The 16,582-nt window shown below is 62.6% G+C and carries 15 protein-coding genes; 7 read left to right on the top strand and 8 right to left on the bottom strand.

Annotated elements, in window-relative coordinates:
- Positions 1–11: 11 nt before the first annotated feature.
- Both RAS12_RS20365 and RAS12_RS20360 read right to left on the bottom strand, forming a co-directional pair.
- The gene (locus tag RAS12_RS20365) at positions 12–2,273 is read right to left on the bottom strand and encodes an FdhF/YdeP family oxidoreductase (RefSeq protein ID WP_306939637.1); all 2,262 of its coding nucleotides are present in this window, start codon (positions 2,271–2,273) and stop codon (positions 12–14) included.
- A gap of 13 nt (positions 2,274–2,286) precedes the next feature.
- Positions 2,287–3,594: a chloride channel protein gene (locus RAS12_RS20360; RefSeq protein ID WP_306939636.1), complete on the bottom strand. Its 1,308-nt coding sequence runs from the start codon at positions 3,592–3,594 to the stop codon at positions 2,287–2,289.
- 422 nt (positions 3,595–4,016) lie between these two features.
- On the opposite strand from RAS12_RS20360, the gene RAS12_RS20355 reads away from it, so the two are divergent.
- From RAS12_RS20355 to RAS12_RS20345, 3 genes are read left to right on the top strand one after another with little or no spacing between them, the layout of a single operon-like run.
- Positions 4,017–4,694 (top strand): CsgG/HfaB family protein, encoded by a 678-nt coding sequence (locus RAS12_RS20355; protein ID WP_306939635.1) that lies wholly within the window; start codon positions 4,017–4,019, stop codon positions 4,692–4,694.
- Positions 4,695–4,705: 11 nt separating this feature from the next.
- Complete coding sequence (locus tag RAS12_RS20350) at positions 4,706–5,179, top strand: DUF4810 domain-containing protein (protein ID WP_306939633.1); 474 nt, start codon at positions 4,706–4,708, stop codon at positions 5,177–5,179.
- Entirely contained in the window at positions 5,179–5,853 is a 675-nt protein-coding gene (locus tag RAS12_RS20345) for a DUF799 domain-containing protein (protein ID WP_306951541.1), read from the top strand. The genes RAS12_RS20350 and RAS12_RS20345 overlap by 1 nt, the downstream gene beginning before the upstream one ends.
- A gap of 24 nt (positions 5,854–5,877) precedes the next feature.
- Here the strand turns inward: RAS12_RS20345 and RAS12_RS20340 are convergent, their stop codons facing one another.
- Both RAS12_RS20340 and RAS12_RS20335 read right to left on the bottom strand, forming a co-directional pair.
- Positions 5,878–7,092, bottom strand: a complete 1,215-nt coding sequence (locus RAS12_RS20340) for an amidase (RefSeq protein ID WP_306939631.1) — start codon at positions 7,090–7,092, stop codon at positions 5,878–5,880.
- Positions 7,092–8,084 carry a Bug family tripartite tricarboxylate transporter substrate binding protein gene (locus RAS12_RS20335; protein WP_306939629.1) on the bottom strand — a complete coding sequence of 331 codons (993 nt, stop codon included), beginning with the start codon at positions 8,082–8,084 and terminating at the stop codon, positions 7,092–7,094. The genes RAS12_RS20340 and RAS12_RS20335 overlap by 1 nt, the downstream gene beginning before the upstream one ends.
- A 123-nt stretch (positions 8,085–8,207) precedes the next feature.
- Here RAS12_RS20335 and RAS12_RS20330 point away from each other — a divergent pair, with 123 nt between their 5' ends.
- A complete protein-coding gene (locus RAS12_RS20330) occupies positions 8,208–9,104 on the top strand; it encodes a LysR family transcriptional regulator (protein ID WP_306939627.1) in 897 nt (298 codons plus the stop codon).
- A gap of 115 nt (positions 9,105–9,219) precedes the next feature.
- Here the strand turns inward: RAS12_RS20330 and RAS12_RS20325 are convergent, their stop codons facing one another.
- Positions 9,220–10,344 carry an alkene reductase gene (locus tag RAS12_RS20325; protein WP_306939626.1) on the bottom strand — a complete coding sequence of 375 codons (1,125 nt, stop codon included), beginning with the start codon at positions 10,342–10,344 and terminating at the stop codon, positions 9,220–9,222.
- Positions 10,345–10,429: 85 nt separating this feature from the next.
- Entirely contained in the window at positions 10,430–11,233 is an 804-nt protein-coding gene (gene dkgB / locus RAS12_RS20320; RefSeq protein ID WP_306939624.1) for a 2,5-didehydrogluconate reductase DkgB, read from the bottom strand.
- A 123-nt stretch (positions 11,234–11,356) separates the two neighbouring features.
- On the opposite strand from dkgB, the gene RAS12_RS20315 reads away from it, so the two are divergent.
- On the top strand, positions 11,357–12,259 hold the full coding sequence (locus RAS12_RS20315) for a LysR substrate-binding domain-containing protein (RefSeq protein WP_306939623.1): 903 nt from the start codon (positions 11,357–11,359) through the stop codon (positions 12,257–12,259).
- A gap of 48 nt (positions 12,260–12,307) precedes the next feature.
- Complete coding sequence (locus RAS12_RS20310) at positions 12,308–13,201, top strand: DUF4261 domain-containing protein (RefSeq protein WP_306939622.1); 894 nt, start codon at positions 12,308–12,310, stop codon at positions 13,199–13,201.
- Here RAS12_RS20310 and RAS12_RS20305 read toward each other — a convergent pair.
- On the bottom strand, positions 13,185–14,393 hold the full coding sequence (locus RAS12_RS20305; protein WP_306939621.1) for an MFS transporter: 1,209 nt from the start codon (positions 14,391–14,393) through the stop codon (positions 13,185–13,187). The two genes, RAS12_RS20310 and RAS12_RS20305, sit on opposite strands and share 17 nt — an antisense overlap.
- A gap of 97 nt (positions 14,394–14,490) precedes the next feature.
- On the opposite strand from RAS12_RS20305, the gene RAS12_RS20300 reads away from it, so the two are divergent.
- The gene (locus tag RAS12_RS20300) at positions 14,491–15,450 is read left to right on the top strand and encodes a LysR family transcriptional regulator (RefSeq protein ID WP_306939620.1); all 960 of its coding nucleotides are present in this window, start codon (positions 14,491–14,493) and stop codon (positions 15,448–15,450) included.
- On the opposite strand, the gene lhpI is transcribed toward RAS12_RS20300, so the two are convergent.
- Entirely contained in the window at positions 15,436–16,371 is a 936-nt protein-coding gene (gene lhpI, locus RAS12_RS20295) for a bifunctional Delta(1)-pyrroline-2-carboxylate/Delta(1)-piperideine-2-carboxylate reductase (RefSeq protein ID WP_306939618.1), read from the bottom strand. The two genes, RAS12_RS20300 and lhpI, sit on opposite strands and share 15 nt — an antisense overlap.
- Positions 16,372–16,582: the final 211 nt, after the last annotated feature.

Raw genomic sequence — 16,582 nt, 5'->3', positions numbered from 1 at the left:
GCGCCCGTGCGTTACGCCGCCTTCTTGATCAACACCGGAATCGACTTATAACTGGGCGTGCCGCTTTGCTTGTCCTGGTAGTCCAGCGGGCAAAGATTGTTGGCTTCGGGGTAGTACGCGCCTACCGAACCCGGCGCGATATCGTAGGCAATCGCGGTCAGCCTTAGCTGCCGATGCGACTCGCCGGGCAAGCCGGTGCAGATGTCGACCGCTTCGCCATGTTCGATGCCCTGCTCCTTCAGATCCGCCGCGTTCATGAACAGCACGTCGCGCCGGCCGAACACGCCGCGATAGCGGTCATCCAGCCCGTAGATCGTGGTGTTGTACTGATCGTGGCTGCGCAGCGTGGTCAGTTTGAACGTGCCTGCCGCTGCGGCATCTTCTTGCAGACCATCGAACGGCAGGAACTCGGCCTTGCCTGACGGCGTCTTCCAGATGCGTTCGGTGGGCGGCAGCGGCAGGCGGAATCCACCTGGTTTCAGGATGCGTTCGTTGTAGCCCTGGAAGTCCGGGTAGACCTTTTCGATCTGGTCGCGGATACGGCTGTAGTCGTCGACCAGATGCTGCCACGGCACCTTGCTGTTGGGCAGCGTCGCTATGGCCATGGCGGCAATGATGGCGGGTTCAGAACGCAGGTGTTCCGATGCGGGCGCAAGCTTGCCGCGCGATGCATGCACCATGGACATAGAGTCTTCGACGGTAATGGATTGCGCGCCGCTTGCCTGGACATCGCTCTCGGTTCGTCCCAGAACCGGCAGGATGATCGAATCGCGGCCTAGCAGCAAGTGCGACCGGTTCAGCTTGGTATTCAGATGAACGGCAAGATCCAGTCGCTGCATGCCTGCGGCGCATTGTTCGGTGTCAGACAGCGCAACGGCAAAGTTACCGCCCAAGCAGATCAAAACGCGCGCGTCGCCGCTGATCATGGCTTTCATGGCGTCGACGGCATCATGCCCGTGCCGCTCGGGCGGCCTGAATCCAAAAGTCTTTTCGATGTTGTCGAACATGACCGGATCAATCTTTTCAGTGATGCCGACGGTACGGTTGCCTTGCACGTTGGAGTGTCCGCGCAACGGGCAGATGCCAGCGCCCGGCTTACCGAAGTTGCCGCGCATCAGCAGCAACGCCGCAATCTGCTGCACATTGCGCGTGCCCTTCGCGTGCTGCGTGATGCCCATGCCGTACGTGACGATGGTGGCGTTGGATTTGGCGTAGGCTGCGGCGACTGATTCCAATTCAGCCCGCGCCAGACCGCTCGCCTGCTCGATGCCGTCCCAATGTGTGTTGTCTAGGTCCTGTGCAAAGTCGTCAAAGCCATGCGTGTGTTCGGCAATGAAGGCGTGGTCCAGCACGCCTGGATTGATTCTGTCCGCTGCCAGCAGGGCTTTCATGATGCCTTTGAGGGCCGCTGCGTCGCCGCCCACCTTCACCTGGTAGTAGGTGGAGGCAATGCGGGTGGACCCCAGAGTTCCCATTTCGACGGCGTTCTGCGGATCGGCAAAGCGTTCCAGGGCGCGTTCGCGCAGTGGGTTGAACACAATGATGGGAACGCCGCGGCGCGCGCATTCGTGCAGCGTGCCCATCATGCGGGGGTGATTCGTTCCCGGGTTGTGGCCCATCGAAATGATCAGGTCACAGGTGTCGAAATCGTCCAGCGACACGGTGCCCTTGCCGATGCCGATCGCTTGCGGCAAGCCGACGCTCGTGGCTTCGTGACACATGTTCGAGCAATCGGGGAAATTATTGGTTCCATACTCCCGTGCGTAGAGGCTGAACAGAAAGGCGGCTTCGTTGGAGGCGCGGCCAGAGGTGTAGAACTCGGCCGCATGCGGGTCCGGCAGCGCGGCCAGCGTGCTGCCTATGCGGGCAAAAGCCGCATCCCATTCGATGGCCTGATAGGTGTCGCTGGCGGCGTCATACACCAATGGGTGCGTCAGGCGGCCGGCGTCTTCCAGATCATGATCCGTCCAGGTCCGCAATTCGGTGACGGTGTGGGCCGCGAAAAATTCTGGTGTGACGCGTTTTTTGGTGGCTTCCCATGTGACGGCTTTGGCGCCGTTTTCGCAGAACTGGAAAGTGGACGTGTGCGCCTTGTCCGGCCACGCGCACCCCGGACAGTCAAAGCCATCCGGCTTGTTGGTGCGCAAGAGCAGCAGCGGGGCTTCTGCTACGCGCATCTGGTCGGCGACGGCTTGGGCAGTCGCCTTGAGGGCGCCCCAGCCGCCGGCTGGCGCGTCGTATGGATGGATGCCTTTCAGGTTGCGTTCGGTCATGAATGTGCTTCGCTCAAGAGGTGCTGCGTACCGGCTCGTTTGCCGCTGCCGGGATTCTGGCCGCGCGTGCGGTGCAAAGTTGGTGAGTCAATGTGGAGCCCGCCACGGCCAGAATGATAGGCACCAGAAAACTCTGGTCGACACGTGTGAATTCCGTGATCAGTACGATGGCGGTCAGCGGCATGCTCATGGATGACGCCAGAAATGCTGCGGCGCCCACGACGGCGTAGGCGCCGGGTGGCGCGTCGGGCCACAGCAGACTCCATGCCGTGCCCAGCACCGTTGCCAGCAACGCGCCAATCGCGATGCCCGGCGTGAGCAAACCGCCGGAGGCGCCCGCGCGCAACGTGGTGGCGCAGATCGTCACCTTGAAAACAAGCAACAGCAGGGCGAGTCCCAGCGTCAGTTCGCTGCTGAATCCCAGTTGCGCGGGGCCCTTGCCGTTGCCCAGCAGCGCTGGCAGGTAAATAGCCAGGCAACCGATGAAGGTGAAGTTCAGCAAAGACGCGACGGGCAGTTGCCAGCCCCGGGCCGGGTGACGCCGCGCGGCAGTGGTCAGCCTGACGAAGCCATACGCAGCGGCGCCAAACAAGGGGCCAGTGAGCGCCGCCCAGACAATCAGGCTGGCGCTGACCGACATGGCGGGCACGATGTACTGGGTTTCGTTGCCCAGGCCGATCCACGCGACCACGGCGCCGATGCAGCAGGTCGCAAGCGCCATGGCGGCGGCGGGCCAGGCGAAGGTGACCAGCAGCACTTCCAGCACAAACACGGCCGCGCCCAAGGGCACGTTATAAACGGCTGCCAATCCGGCGCCGGCGCCGCAGGCGATCAACAGGCGCCGCTGCTCGGGTGGCAACCGTGCCCGGTCCGACAGCCAGCCGCCCGCGAGCGCACCGACTTCGCGCGGGGCAACCTCACGCCCCAAGGGCGAACCTAACGCAACGGTGATGATTTGCAGGATGGCGTGCGCCAGTGTGGTCGCAGGCGGCATTTTCAGCGTGGGGTCTTTCACGGTCTGCGCCACGCTGAGCAGGGGCCGGCCATAGCGGTAGATCAGCCACCAGCCGCCACCGGCCACCAGACCGCACAGGGTCAGCACCAGCAAACGCCGCGATCCGCTTGCGGCTTGGACGCCTTGCAGGAAGGTCTCTTCGCTGATTACGTGGCCCTGGCTGTAGCCATACGCCAGGTGCTGGACGGCGTGCAACAGCATCCCTAGCAACATGCCGCCCAGGCCAGCGCAGACCCCGGTCAGGATGACCGCCGCGAACAGGATGGGGCGCCGTAATGGCTGATCGTCATCCGATGATTTATTCATGCCAGATCAACCTTTTTCCGTGCGGTGCGGACCGGGGCCGGAAGCGTATTGCGATCAGGCAGTTTAAGCCCGGCAACGTCAATATTTGGTTAAGGAAAGCCCCCCGTTACCTTCGGTAGAACAGGACTAAGTCGCAAACAACCCTGTCCAATTTCTGAATGTTCTTAGAGTTTTCGCACCCGCTTCGCTCATATAGTTCTAGCCAGTTAATCAACGGCTTCTTGCGTACTCGCAGTGCAGGAATTTCTGCTGCGTTAGCGCAGGGTTACGCATCGATTAATGGGGATAGGACAAAAATACGGGGTATTTGGCACTTAATTCAATTGGTATCTATTGTATTAATTTGTATATACTCCCTGCTCGAATTCACGCTGTATTGCCGTCTTTCGCCTGTGGGTGACAGGGGCGGCCGGAGAGAAACAATGCTGAACAAGGTCGTAAAAATTGGCGCGCTGGCAGTTCTGTCGGCGGTAATTGCAGGCTGCGCTACCGAGCGTTCGCAAGCCGTGGCCGTACCCGCAACCGCCGCCGCAAGCAAGCCGTACGCCGGCGTGCGCAGCCCGATCTCGGTGGGCAAATTCGATAACCGTACGAACTATCTGCGCGGCGTGTTTTCCGATGGCGTGGATCGCCTGGGCGGCCAGTCCAAAACGATTCTTGTCAGCCACCTGCAACGCAGCGGCCGTTTCCAAGTGATGGATCGCGAGAACATCTCGGAGATCAAGCAGGAAGCCGCATTCAATAAGAAAGCCAACCAGATCAAGGGCGCGCGCTACGTCGTCACGGGCGACGTCACCGCGTTTGGCCGCAAGGTAACGGGCGACCAGCAATTGTTTGGCATTCTGGGCCGCAGCAAAGAGCAGGTTGCCTATGCCAAGGTGGACCTCAATGTCGTGGACGTCACCACGTCTGAAGTCGTGTATTCCGCGTCAGGCGCAGGCGAATACGCCCTGTCGAATCGCGAAGTGATCGGCTTTGGCGGCACGGCAGGCTACGACTCCACGCTGAACGGCAAGGTGCTGGACCTGGCGATCCGCGAAGCCGTAGACCGCCTGGTCGATGGCATCGAGCAAGGCGCCTGGCAGCCGACCGCTAACTAAAGGGGCTGGCCTTGAACCATCAATCGAACTCGTTTGCGCGAGCTGGCCGCGGCTTGGCCATCGTTGCCGTCGCCGTGTTGTTGAGCGCATGCGCACAGCCGCGCGCCAAGCCCTTGTACAGCTGGCAGGCTTACCAACCGTCGGTCTACGCCTACCTCCAGGACGATGGCGCGGACAGCGCGGTACAAGCCCAGGCACTGGAAAAGAACATTGAAACCGCGCGGTCGGCGAACGTTGAGCTGCCCCCGGGATTCCGTGCGCACCTGGGCATGCTCTACCTGAAGATGGGCGACGGCGATAAGGCCGTCGAGCAATTGCAGGGCGAGAAGGTGGCGTTTCCCGAGTCCACGCAGTTTATGGATTTCCTGATGCGCAACGTGGGCAAGGCCCCTGCGCAGCCAAGCGCCAGCGCGCCTGCCGATGAATCGGCCAGCGCCACCAAGCCGGAGTCGGCAAACGCCGCCGTTTCGAAGAAGGGATCATGATGATGACCAGCATTTTCCGAGCAGGTTTGTTGGCCGTTGTTGCCTTGCTGGCAGGTTGCGTCGCTCCGCAAAAGAGCAACCTGGATTACACCGCGTTCCGCGAAAGCAATCCGGCGTCCATTCTGGTCCTGCCGCCGCTGAACTCGTCGGTGGATGCCAGCGCGGCAGCAGCCGTGTTGTCGCAAGCCACGCGGCCGCTGGCCGAGTCGGGCTACTACGTGATTCCGGTGGGCGTCATGGACGAGACGTTCAAGCAGAACGGCATGACCACGCCCGACGAGATCCACGAGCTGCCCGCCGTCAAGCTGCGCGAGATCTTCGGCGCTGACGCCGCGCTTTACATGACGGTCAAGCAATACGGCTCAAGCTATGCGGTCTTGGCCAGTTCGGTCACGGTCGAGGTCGATGCCGAGCTGCTGGACTTGCGCAACGGCGCGAAGCTGTGGAGCGGGTCGAAGAAGGTAGTCCAGGGCAACAACAATAGCGGCGGCGGTTTGCTCGGCATGCTGGTGCAAGCCATGGTCGACCAGATCGTCAACACGCTGTCGGATCGCAGCTACGGCGTGGCTGGCATGACCAACAACATGCTGCTCAGCGCTGGCGGTTCGGGAGCCATTTTGTACGGCCCGCGCTCGCCGCACTACGAGTCGCAGCAAGCGGTCACCACGCGCTAGGCGCGATGGCGCGGTGGCTCAGTGTCACCGCGCCGCGTCGTCCGGTGTATGCCATTGCCGGGCCCAGGACAGCAAGGCATGATCCTGGTCCGGCCGTGCAACCCACTGCACTCCTACGGGCAAACCGCTTTCGGTGCGGCCAGCGGGCAAATGCAGTGCAGGCCAGCCCAGCAACGACCAGACTCGGTTGAACAGCGACGAACCGGTGGATTGCAAACCCCTAGGCGCCTCGCCAGGAGCGCTGGGCGTAATGATGAAGTCGACATCTTTGAAGCGATCCAGCCAGTCTTGCGACAGGCACAGACGCGCTTGTTGAAGCGACACATATTCGGCATGCGAAATCGACAGACCGTGCGCGATGGCATCTAGCAGCACGGGTGACAGCAAGGCGGCCTGTGAACTACGCAAAATTGGCAGCAGGGCACGCGCCAGTTCGGCATGCATGATTTGCGCGTGCAAGTGCAACACGGTATTTACGTCCAGGTCCTCAGGCGGGACGAGAACCGTTGCGCCTTTATCGCGCAATCGCGCAGCGCAGTCGTTTAGCGCCTGCCGTGCTGCGGCGCTGATTGCGCCTATGTCATCGCAGGGCAAGAGCGCGACGCGAGGCGCGCGCGTCTCCGCGCTTTCCTGATTCGTGCCATCTTCCGCCAACAGCACGGATGCCACGGATTGCGACTGAGCGACCGTGCGGCTGAACCAGCCGATGGTGTCCAGGGAATCGCACAGTACGTTCATGCCGTGCCGGTGGACCCGGCCGAAAGTGGGTTTGAATCCGACCACGCCGCAGAACGCCGCCGGCCGGATCATCGAACCGCCAGTCTGTGTGCCCAATGCAATATCCACCATGCCTGCCGCCACCGCAGCGGCAGAGCCGCTGGAAGACCCGCCTGGAGTATGAGCAAAATTGTGTGGATTGCGGGTGGGGCCGGGAGACGCGTAGGCGAATTCCGCGGTCACGGTTTTGCCTATTGGCACAGCGCCTGCGGCCCTTAATTGGGCTACACAACTGGCGTCCCATCTAGCGGGCGCGGATGACGTGGCGGGCGAGCCGGACCGTGTCGGCATACCGGCGACGTCGATCACATCTTTGACTCCAAACCCCACGCCAGCCAGGGCGTGCAGGGTCTGTCCGGAGCTTTGTGGCAACGGGCCGGCGGTTTCGGCCAAGTAAGCCCAGGCGCGGGTCCCGGCGTCCTGAGCCCTGCTTCTGGCCCATGCTTCTTGCGCGTTGAGCATTACTGAACCTTGATCTGCTTTTGACGGATCAATTGCGTCCAACGCTCGCTTTCGCTGGCTATGAAGGCCTGGAACTGTTCGGGCGTGCCGCCTGCGACCTCTCCGCCTTGTGACTCAACCACGCCGCGGTACTGCTTGTCTTGCAGGGCGCGGTTGATGTGTTCATTCAAGGTCTTGATGACTTCGGGCGGGGTGCCGGCGGGCGCGACGACGCCGAACCAGTTGGACACCACCATATCGGGCAAGCCAAGCTCTTTGAAGGTCGGCACGTTGGGCAGGCCGGGGACGCGCTTGGCGGATGCAAGCGCCAGGATCTTGATGCGCGGCGTGGCGCCGGTAGCGTGGGGCAGGAACAGGCTGGGCAATTCGATATAGAAGTCCACATTGCCTGCAATCAAATCGTTGACGGCAGGCGCGCCGCCCCGATACGGTACGTGGGTGGCATTGATGCCGGCCTGCTCCTTGAGCAGTTCGGTGGTCAAGTGTGATGCGCTGCCCGCACCCGTCGAGGCGTAATTCAGTTTTTCGGGGTTCGCCTTTGCATCTTGAATCAGCGCTGCCGGATTTGCGTATGGCGACTTGTCGTTCACGCCCAACGCCATAGGCCCCAGTTCGATAAGCGCCACGGGAGCCAGATCCCGTGCCGGATCGAAGGGCATCTCGTACAGCGCCTTGTTGACGGCCAGCGGTGCAAAATTGCCCAAACCGATGGTGTAGCCATCGGGTTTGGCCGTGGCAATCTGGCCGGTGCCAATGTTGCCGCTGGCGCCCGGCTTGTTGTCCACCACGACCGGCACGCCCAGCGAATCACTGAGTTTCTGGGCGAGTTGGCGCGAACGCGTATCCGAGCTGCCGCCAGCTGCATAGGGCACGATGAACTTGATCGCCTGGCTCGGATAGGCAGCTTGCGCCCAGGCATTGGCAGAAGCCAGGCACAGGCTGGTGGCGAAAGCGCTAGCCAGCAGTCTGATCGTTCCGGATGTCGCGCGCATAACTTTCCCCTGAGTTGGAAGGTGGGGATATCTCCCACCATTGATTGTCAGCGCATAGTAGGAAAGGCGTGATTAGGTTGTCTAATACCTTATTCTCTGAGTATTGATTCGTAGGAAAAATAAATGCTGATCGACAGCCGTTTGCTTCAGGTGTTTGCGGTGGTCGCCGAAGAGCTGCACTTCGGCCGTGCGGCGCAGCGGCTGCATTTGAGCCAGCCGCCCTTGAGCCAGAGCGTGCGCAAGCTGGAAGAAACATTGGGTGTGCAGCTGCTGGAACGAACTACCCGTACGGTCAGGTTGACGTCGGCCGGCGCCGAGCTGCAGCGCCGCATTCGGCTGATGGCCGTGGAGCACGAAGCCGCGGTCCGCTATGTGCGGCAGGCGGCCAAAGGCGATGCGGGCCAATTGACCATCGGACTGACGCCCAGCGCGGCCTATTCAAACGTGCCCCAGGCATTGTTCGTGTTCCGGAAGCGCTATCCGGGCGTGATGCTGGACCTGCAAGAAATGAACTCAAGCGACATGCCTGAAGCGCTGCATCAGCGGCGGTTGGACTTGGCGTTGTTGCGGCCTCCATTCGCAGATGCAGACCTGTCGCCAGTGCCGATCTATTCCGAGCCGATGGTGCTGGCGCTACGGCGCGACCATCCGCTGGCTGCCAAGCGTTGGGTGACGATGGCGCAGGTGCTGGATTTGCCGCTGGTGGGCTATGCGCGTGAACGCTCGCGCTATTTCAGTCAGGTGCTGCGCCAGATGATCGAAGCCGCGGGCAAGCCCGCCAACATCGTGCAAGAGAGCATGATTCCGACCATCCTGACGCTCGTCGAGGCAGGTTTTGGCGCTGCGGTTGTGCCGGCCTCGCTCGCGCGGATGCGCATGGACATTCTTGCGTATGTGGGTATCCGCGGACCGGGCGCTTTCCGCGCGGAGCTGGCCGCCGCGCGCCATCCAGATGATCCCAATCCGGCGATCGATGCCCTTCTGAGCATCATGCGTGAGATCAAGCAGCAGACTGCCTGAGTTGGGCGGGCGAGCCCCCTGCCATGTCACCTTACAACCGCAGCTCGCATGCGATCCAATCCAGCACGCTGCAGTGGGCTGGCAGTAAAGCCGCTGGCTCCGGTGACAACTATCTTCATACAACACGCTCCTGGCGCGACGGATAAGACGGGTAGTCGGTCAAACCCCGGGCGCCGCCGCCGAACAGCGTCGCGCGGTCATGCTCGGCCAGCGGCTCGTCGTTACGCAGACGATGCGGCAGGTCGGGGTTGGCGACGAACGGACGGCCAAAGGCAACCAGATCGGCCCAGCCGCTTTCCAGCGCTTCGCGTGCGCGCTCTGCGGTGTACTTGCCGGCGTAGATGAGCACGCCGGGATAGACGCGGCGCAGGGTTTGCTTGAAAGACAAGGGCATGTCCGGCGCGTCGTCCCAGTCGGCTTCGGCAATGTGGATATACCCGACGCCGATCTCGCCCAGGCGCTGGGCGGCGGCGGTATAGGTTTGCACCGGGTCCGCGTCCACGCAGCCGTTCAACGTGGTCAGCGGCGCCAGACGGATACCGACGCGGCCTGCGTCGCCGACCGCGTCGATCAACGCCCGCGCCACCTCGTCCAGAAAGCGAATGCGATTGTTCAGCGAGCCGCCGTATTCATCGGTGCGCGCATTGGCCTGCGAGTCCAGAAATTGATTGACCAGGTAGCCATTGGCCGCGTGCAGTTCCACGCCGTCAAAGCCGGCCGCCATGGCGTTGCGCGCTGCCTCTCGGTATTCCTCGACGATGCCCTTGATCTCGTTGATGGACAGCGCGCGCGGCGCCGACGCCTGCACGAAGTTCGGGCTGCCGTCTTCGTTTTCGATGAAGACGTTGACGCCGTCGGCCTGTATGGCAGAGGAAGACACGGGCTGGCGGCCGCCCAGCAGACTGGTGTGGCTCAAACGCCCCACATGCCACAGTTGGGCATAGATACGGCCTCCGGCTGCGTGAACGGCGTCAGTCACGCAGCGCCAGCCTGCCACTTGCCGAGGCGTGCACAGGCCCGGCGTGCCGGCGTAGCCCTTGCCCAAGGGTGAAATGTAGGTGCCTTCGCTGACGATCAAGCCGGCGCTGGCGCGTTGCGCGTAGTAGTGCGCCATCAACGCATTGGCCTCGTCGCCAGGCTGCGTCGCGCGCGAGCGCGTCATGGGGGGCATGACGATGCGGTTGGGCAGCGTCAGGGGGCCTAGCGCAAGCGGCTCAAACAAGGGATCGTGTGTCTTCATGGGGATGCTCTACGCGGGATTCAGTGGGGGCGCGCGTTAGTCGCTCTTGCGCAACGTAACGCGCCGTGATCATGGCCTTTACCCTTTAGTCCCAGGCGGCGGCCAAGCCGTCCGGGCTGACCTCACGGCCATTGCGTTCCAGCGTGGCGATCTGCGCCATGTCTGCGTCGCTTAAGCGCAGCTGCTGGGCGAGCAGGTTGCTGGCTAGATTCTCGCGTTTGGTTGACGAAGGGATGACGGAATAACCCAGTTGCAGCGCCCAGGCCAACGCGACTTGCGCGGGCGTGGCGTTGTGGCGTTCGGCAATCTGGCCGATGACCGGGTCCTTCAGCACCTTGCCGTAGGCCAAGGTCATGTAAGACGTGACGTGGATGCCCTGTTCCTTCAAGAACGACGTCAGTGCAGCGTTTTGCAGATACGGGCTGAGTTCAATCTGGTTGGTGGCGATTTGCTCACGGCCGACGGCGGCAATGGCTGCGCGGGTTTCGGCGATGGGGAAATTGGAAATGCCGATCTGACGCGTCAGGCCTTGGGCGCGGGCATCGGCCAGGGCCGTCATGAATTCCGCAACCGATACGCCGTTGCCGGGCGCCGGCCAGTGGATCAGTGTCAGATCTACGTAGTCCGTGCGCAGCTTGGCCAGGCTGGCCTTCAGGCTGGGCACGAGCTTGTCTTGAGCGTAGTTGGGCACCCAGATCTTGGTGGTCAAAAACAGGTCTTCACGCGCGACGCCCGATTCAGCGATGGCCTGGCCGACCTCGGCTTCGTTCTCGTAGATCTGGGCGGTGTCGATAGCGCGGTAGCCGACGTCCAGCGCATTGCGCACGGAATCAATGACGACCTGGCCTTGCAGGCGGAACGTGCCAACGCCAAATGCGGGAATGCTCATGTGAAACTCCTGGGGGATTCGTTGATACAGACAGGTAAAGTCTGGGAATGGATGTAGTGTGCCTGCCGGATACTTGCGGAAAAAGCCCAGTATCAGCGAAATACTTTTGATATAACGTCAAATATGAAAACCACACTCGACGAGATGCAGGTCTTTATCGCCATCGTCGACAGCGGCTCCATTACCGCTGCCGCCGACGTGCTGGGACAGACCATTTCCGCCACCAGCCGCAGCATGAGCCGGCTGGAAGAGAAGCTGCAAACCACGCTGATGCGCCGGACCACGCGCCGGCTGGAGCTGACCGAAGAAGGCAAGACTTACCTGGAGCAAGTGCGGCGGATCATCGCGTCGGTGGAAGAAACCGAAGAGCTGATGAACGTGCGGCGCAACCAGCCCGCCGGACTATTGCGCGTGGACGCCGCGTCTCCGTTCATGCTGCATGTGATTGCGCCGCTAGTGCCCGGTTACCGCAAGCGTTATCCGCAGGTGGAGCTTGAACTCAATAGCAACGAAGGCAACATCGATCTGCTGGAACGGCGTACCGATCTGGCCATACGCATCGGACGGCTGAAGGATTCGTCTTTGCACGCGGTGCCGCTGGGTCACAGCCGCGTGCGCGTGCTTGCCAGCCCTGCTTATCTGTCGGCGCACGGTACGCCCAAGCGCGTAGCGGATCTGGTCTCACACACGCTGTTGGGCTTTAGTCAGCTGGAATCGTTGAATGAATGGCCGCTGCTGGAAGCAGACGGGCAAGCCCTGCACATCAAACCGGATGTGCGCGCGGCAAGCGGCGAAACGTTGCGCCAGCTGGCGTTGAACGATGGGGGCATCGTTTGCCTGTCTGACTTCATGACACGCGGCGACCGTAAGTCGGGCGCCTTGCAGCAACTGCTGGTCAAGCAGACGCAAGACGTCCGGCAGCCGATTCACGCGGTGTACTACCGAAACACCGCGATCTCGTCGCGCATCAAATCGTTTATTGATTACGTCGTGGAGACGGTCGGGCCGCAGGGCTTCACGGAATAGCGCGAAAACGTATACTGCCCCCGTTTATTTTCATTGCCCTGGACACCTATGAGCATCTTCTCCCGTTTCTTTGGCCGCAAAGAAGAACCCACCGACGCGGCGGCGCTGTCGGCCAATCCGGCTATCGAGAATCCGTTGAGTTTGCAGGTGCTGTTTGCCGCGCCGCTCTCGATTGCCGAAGACACGCTGGCTGCCGCCCTGCGCGCCTATCATCCGTCCATGGACCGCGCGCGCGTCGAGATTGCGCCGGACATGCCCGAGATTCTGGGCCTGGCGGGTTGGGACAAGCATGTTGTGCGGCTGGTGGGCTTCAACGCGCCCTACCCCAAGGATGCGCTGGAAGCCTGCGTGGCGCCGGCCCACTATGCCCAGGCGGTCAAGGATGAAGTCCGCGGGCACGCCAGTCACATCATTCTGTATTACGCGGGCTTCGAGGAAGATCCGCTTGAGCAGTACGTGGCGATGGCCGCAGTGGCGGGCGCACTGACGGGTTTTCAAGCCATGGCGGTGCTGAACGAACATGCGCATACCTCGCTGCCGGCAGGCGTGTTCGACGCGGAATCGCTGGGTGAAGAAAGCCTGGACCTGCTGCGCACCTTGCCGCTGAACATGCTGTATTGCGGCTTTGTGAAATACGAAGTGGAAGGCGTGCAGGGCGTATGGATGCGCACGTATGGCGCCGACAAGTTCTCGCTGCCTGACTTCGCGGCGCTGGCCAGCGGCCATGATGAAGGTGAGTACTACTCCAATATCTTCAACAACATCATGGGTTATATGCTGGAGAGCGGCGCAGAGCTGGCCGCCGGGCACACCATGCAGATTGGCGAGAACGCGTTCATGAAGCTGCGCGACCCGGCCCAGGAAGAGTACTACCTGGATGGGCCGGGGGCGGTGCTGGTGGCCGAGATCATTACGTCCGACGAGATCAATACGCCGGAGTAGATGCCCGGCTTGTTGCTGGCCACAGGCGCATTGCCAGTGCGGCGGCTGCCGCGCCTGTCGCCACGACCGTCACGCCGGTCCAGCCCCAGTGGGCCAGCGCCAGGCTGCCCAAGGCGCCGCCCGCTGCCATGCCGATGAACACGCCTGTCATCAGGATGGCGTTGAGCCGGCTGCGGGCGGCGGGATCGATGCCGTAGACGATGCTCTGATGCGCAATCAGAGACGTCTGGATGCCCAGGTCGAAACCAATAGCGCTGCCGGCGATCAGCCAAAGCGCGGCATGCGCAGACAGGAAGGGCAGGAAGATCATGGCGGCAAAAGACACCATGGTCAGCCCTGCCCCCAGGCTGGCGACGGCCAGCGGACCTCGGGTGTCAGCCACTCGGCCTGCCAGCGGCGCGGCCAACGCGCCTGCTGCGCCAGCCAGGCCGAAGGCGCCGGCAGCGCCCGCGCCCAGATGGAACGGTTCGCCGTGCAACATCACTGCAAGCGTGGACCAGAACGCGCTAAAGCCCAGCGACAGCAGCCCTTGCGCCGTGGCGGCGCGGCGCAGGCTGGGGTGCTGACGCCACAGGGTCAGCAGCGAACCCAGCAAGTCGCGGTACGCCATCTGCGTTGACGGAACAAAACGCGGCAGGCCGCGCCACAGCGCTGCGCCGAGCGCCACGATGCTGACGGCGGCCGCAACAAACATCATGCGCCAGCCGAATTGTTCGGCCACGAACCCGCTGACCACTCGCGACAGCAGGATGCCCAGCAACAGGCCGGTCATGACGGTGCCGACGATTTTGCCGCGTTGTTCGGCGGGCGCCAGGTGGGCGGCGGCCGGCACGATGTCCTGCGCCAGGGTGGCCGACAAGCCGATGGCAAAGCTTGCCGCCAGCAGCAGGCCCACGGTGGAAGATACGCTGGCCAGCAACAGCGCCAGACTCAGCACGGCCGCCTTGATCAGAATGATGTGCTTGCGGTCATAACGATCGCCCAGCGGCGCCAGCATCAGAATGCCGAACGCATAACCCAGTTGAGTCAGGGTAGGAATCCAGCCCAGCGTTTCGCCGCTGGCGTGGAGATCTGCGCCCAGCACGCCCAGCATAGGTTGGCTGTAATAAAGGGACGCAACGCCCAGGCCAGCGCCGATGGCAAGAAGAAAGACCAGGCTGCGTGAAAGTGTCGTAGAGGAAGTCGGGGACATGATGGCTATCCGGTGGATCAGGTACGGGGCAGATTCTGTTCCTGCGACGTCCGCTTTGGTAGCCGGCCCAGGGGTACATCCGTTATACGATAGGCGTATGACCACCCCTGCCCAGACCGCCGCAGCCGGCACCGACCGCATGCTGCTGATCGAGACGTTCGTCCGCATCGTCGAGGCCGGCAGCTTGTCTGCCGCCGCCGCGCAAATGGGCGGCACGCAACCTACCGTGAGCCGCCGTCTGCAACTGCTGGAACGCACCATGGGCGTGCGCTTGCTGCAACGTTCCACCCATGCCATCCGGCTGACGGAAGACGGACAACGCTGCTATGAGCGCGCCAAGGAACTGATCGCCACCTGGCAATCGTTTGAAAGCGAAGTGCGGGGGGCGGACGACGAGCCGTATGGCACGCTGCGGGTGGTCGCGCCGCATGCCTTTGGACAGGATCAGTTTGTCGACCCGCTGGCCAGGTACTTGCAGCAGTATCCGAACATGCGCGTGGAGTGGCTGTTGCATGACCGGATGCCGGACCTGATCGCCGAGAATGTGGACTGCGCCATACGCGTGGGCGCCGTGACGGACCCTTCCGTGATCGCCGTAAAGCTGGGCGTAGTGCCGCGCATTGTCATTGCTTCACCGGATCTGCTGCGCGGAGAACCCGCGCCGCAACATCCGTCCGAACTGGCCCGGCTGCCGTGGCTGGCGCTGCGCACCTTTTATCGCACCGAAGTCAGCCTGACCCATTGCGAAACGGGCGAGACTGCGCGCTTTGGCATCCAGCCGCGCTTGTCCACTGATGGTCTGCATGCGTTGCGCAAGGCGGCGGTATTGGGTCTGGGCGTGGCGCTGGGCTCTGAGTGGGCCATGCAGGACGATCTGGCCGCAGGCCGGCTGGTGCACGTTGCGCCGCAATGGCGCGCCGACCCGCTGCCGGTATCCCTGGTGTACGCGCCGTCTCGTTTTCAACCGGCGCGTTTGCGGCGGTTTATCGAGATCATGCGCGAATATTTGCCGGTGGAATTGGGCGGGCCGGCTGACGCGGGTTTACTTCGCCGCTGACTCGTACACCAGCGTCGCCAGCGTCAGGTCTTCCAGCGCGCTGCCTACCGCTTTGAATACGGTGATTTCCTGGTCATTGCGCCGGCCGGGACGGGCGCCGGTAGTCAGCTGCTGCAAGGTGCCTTGGATGTCATCCAGGGTCAGCACGCCTGCATCGAAGGCCGACAGCAGATCGCCGGATTTGGTGGGCGCCTCGTCGGTATCCACGTAAACGGTAGTGCCGTCAAAGCAGGCCGTATCGGTTTCGCGCATCTCGGGTTTGAAGCTGCCGATCAGGTCCAGGTGCACGCCGGGGCGCAGCCAGGCGCCTTGGATCAGCGGCACAGTGGACAAGGTGGCGCAGCTTATGATGTCCGCCTGACGCGCAGCGCTTTCCAAATCCGTCACGGCCTGGGCGTCAAAGCCTTGCGCGCGTAGCTGCTCCGCCAATGCTTCGGCTCCTGCCGGACGCACGTTCCAGACCAGCACGCGCTCGATGGGGCGCACGGTGCGCATGGCTTGCGCGACCAGCCCCGCGATGCGGCCGGAACCGACGATCAGCAACGTGCTGGCGTCGGCGCGAGCCAGGTAGTCCGCGCCCAGCGCGGCGGCGCCTGCCGTGCGGTAGACGGTGACGATGTCGCCATCGACCTGCGCAATGGGTACGCCGGTGGTGGCGCTATACAGGTTGTAGGTCGCATGCAGCCCGGGCAGGCCCTGATGCGTGTTCTCGGGAAAGATGTTGATGATCTTCACGCCGAAGTACCCGCGGTCGCTCCAGGCCGGCATGATCAGCGTGGTGCCATGCGACGAGCCTGACTGGATGGCGTGGACATGCCGGGGCGGCACCGTTGCGCCGGCTTGAAAAGCTTCCCGCAACGCGGGAATGACGGCGTCAAAGGACAGCGCGTCCCGGGTTTGTTCTGTGTCGATAAAGCGCATCGGATGCGTACCTGCGTAGGGTCTGTCAATCAAAGGGCTTGGGGCAGTCTAGCAGCGCGGGTCCCACACCGCCCCGCGCCCGTTACAGACGGGCCCGCGCGGTCTATCAATCTTTGCGCAGGCGTCATAACGCCCCGTTATCGGATAGGCAATCAGCCGCCTCTGGAAAACCAATAAATCCATTGCATATCAATGCCTTGCGTAGTGATCG

Origin of the sequence: Achromobacter seleniivolatilans, assembly GCF_030864005.1 — a bacterium.
GTDB classification, from domain to species: Bacteria; Pseudomonadota; Gammaproteobacteria; order Burkholderiales; family Burkholderiaceae_B; genus Achromobacter; species Achromobacter seleniivolatilans.
The sequence above is the reverse complement of the archived record's forward strand: the minus strand, read 5'-3'. Positions and strand labels throughout refer to the sequence as shown.

Excerpts from the sequence above, each read along its gene's own strand:
- RAS12_RS20365 (WP_306939637.1), bottom strand. The coding sequence starts at position 2,273 with ATGACCGAACGCAACCTGAAAGGCATCCATCCATACGACGCGCCAGCC.
- RAS12_RS20360 (WP_306939636.1), bottom strand. The coding sequence starts at position 3,594 with ATGAATAAATCATCGGATGACGATCAGCCATTACGGCGCCCCATCCTG.
- RAS12_RS20355 (WP_306939635.1), top strand. The coding sequence starts at position 4,017 with ATGCTGAACAAGGTCGTAAAAATTGGCGCGCTGGCAGTTCTGTCGGCG.
- RAS12_RS20345 (WP_306951541.1), top strand. The coding sequence starts at position 5,179 with ATGATGACCAGCATTTTCCGAGCAGGTTTGTTGGCCGTTGTTGCCTTG.
- RAS12_RS20340 (WP_306939631.1), bottom strand. The coding sequence starts at position 7,092 with ATGCTCAACGCGCAAGAAGCATGGGCCAGAAGCAGGGCTCAGGACGCC.
- RAS12_RS20335 (WP_306939629.1), bottom strand. The coding sequence starts at position 8,084 with ATGCGCGCGACATCCGGAACGATCAGACTGCTGGCTAGCGCTTTCGCC.
- RAS12_RS20330 (WP_306939627.1), top strand. The coding sequence starts at position 8,208 with ATGCTGATCGACAGCCGTTTGCTTCAGGTGTTTGCGGTGGTCGCCGAA.
- RAS12_RS20325 (WP_306939626.1), bottom strand. The coding sequence starts at position 10,344 with ATGAAGACACACGATCCCTTGTTTGAGCCGCTTGCGCTAGGCCCCCTG.
- dkgB (WP_306939624.1), bottom strand. The coding sequence starts at position 11,233 with ATGAGCATTCCCGCATTTGGCGTTGGCACGTTCCGCCTGCAAGGCCAG.
- RAS12_RS20315 (WP_306939623.1), top strand. The coding sequence starts at position 11,357 with ATGAAAACCACACTCGACGAGATGCAGGTCTTTATCGCCATCGTCGAC.
- RAS12_RS20310 (WP_306939622.1), top strand. The coding sequence starts at position 12,308 with ATGAGCATCTTCTCCCGTTTCTTTGGCCGCAAAGAAGAACCCACCGAC.
- RAS12_RS20305 (WP_306939621.1), bottom strand. The coding sequence starts at position 14,393 with ATGTCCCCGACTTCCTCTACGACACTTTCACGCAGCCTGGTCTTTCTT.
- RAS12_RS20300 (WP_306939620.1), top strand. The coding sequence starts at position 14,491 with ATGACCACCCCTGCCCAGACCGCCGCAGCCGGCACCGACCGCATGCTG.
- lhpI (WP_306939618.1), bottom strand. The coding sequence starts at position 16,371 with ATGCGCTTTATCGACACAGAACAAACCCGGGACGCGCTGTCCTTTGAC.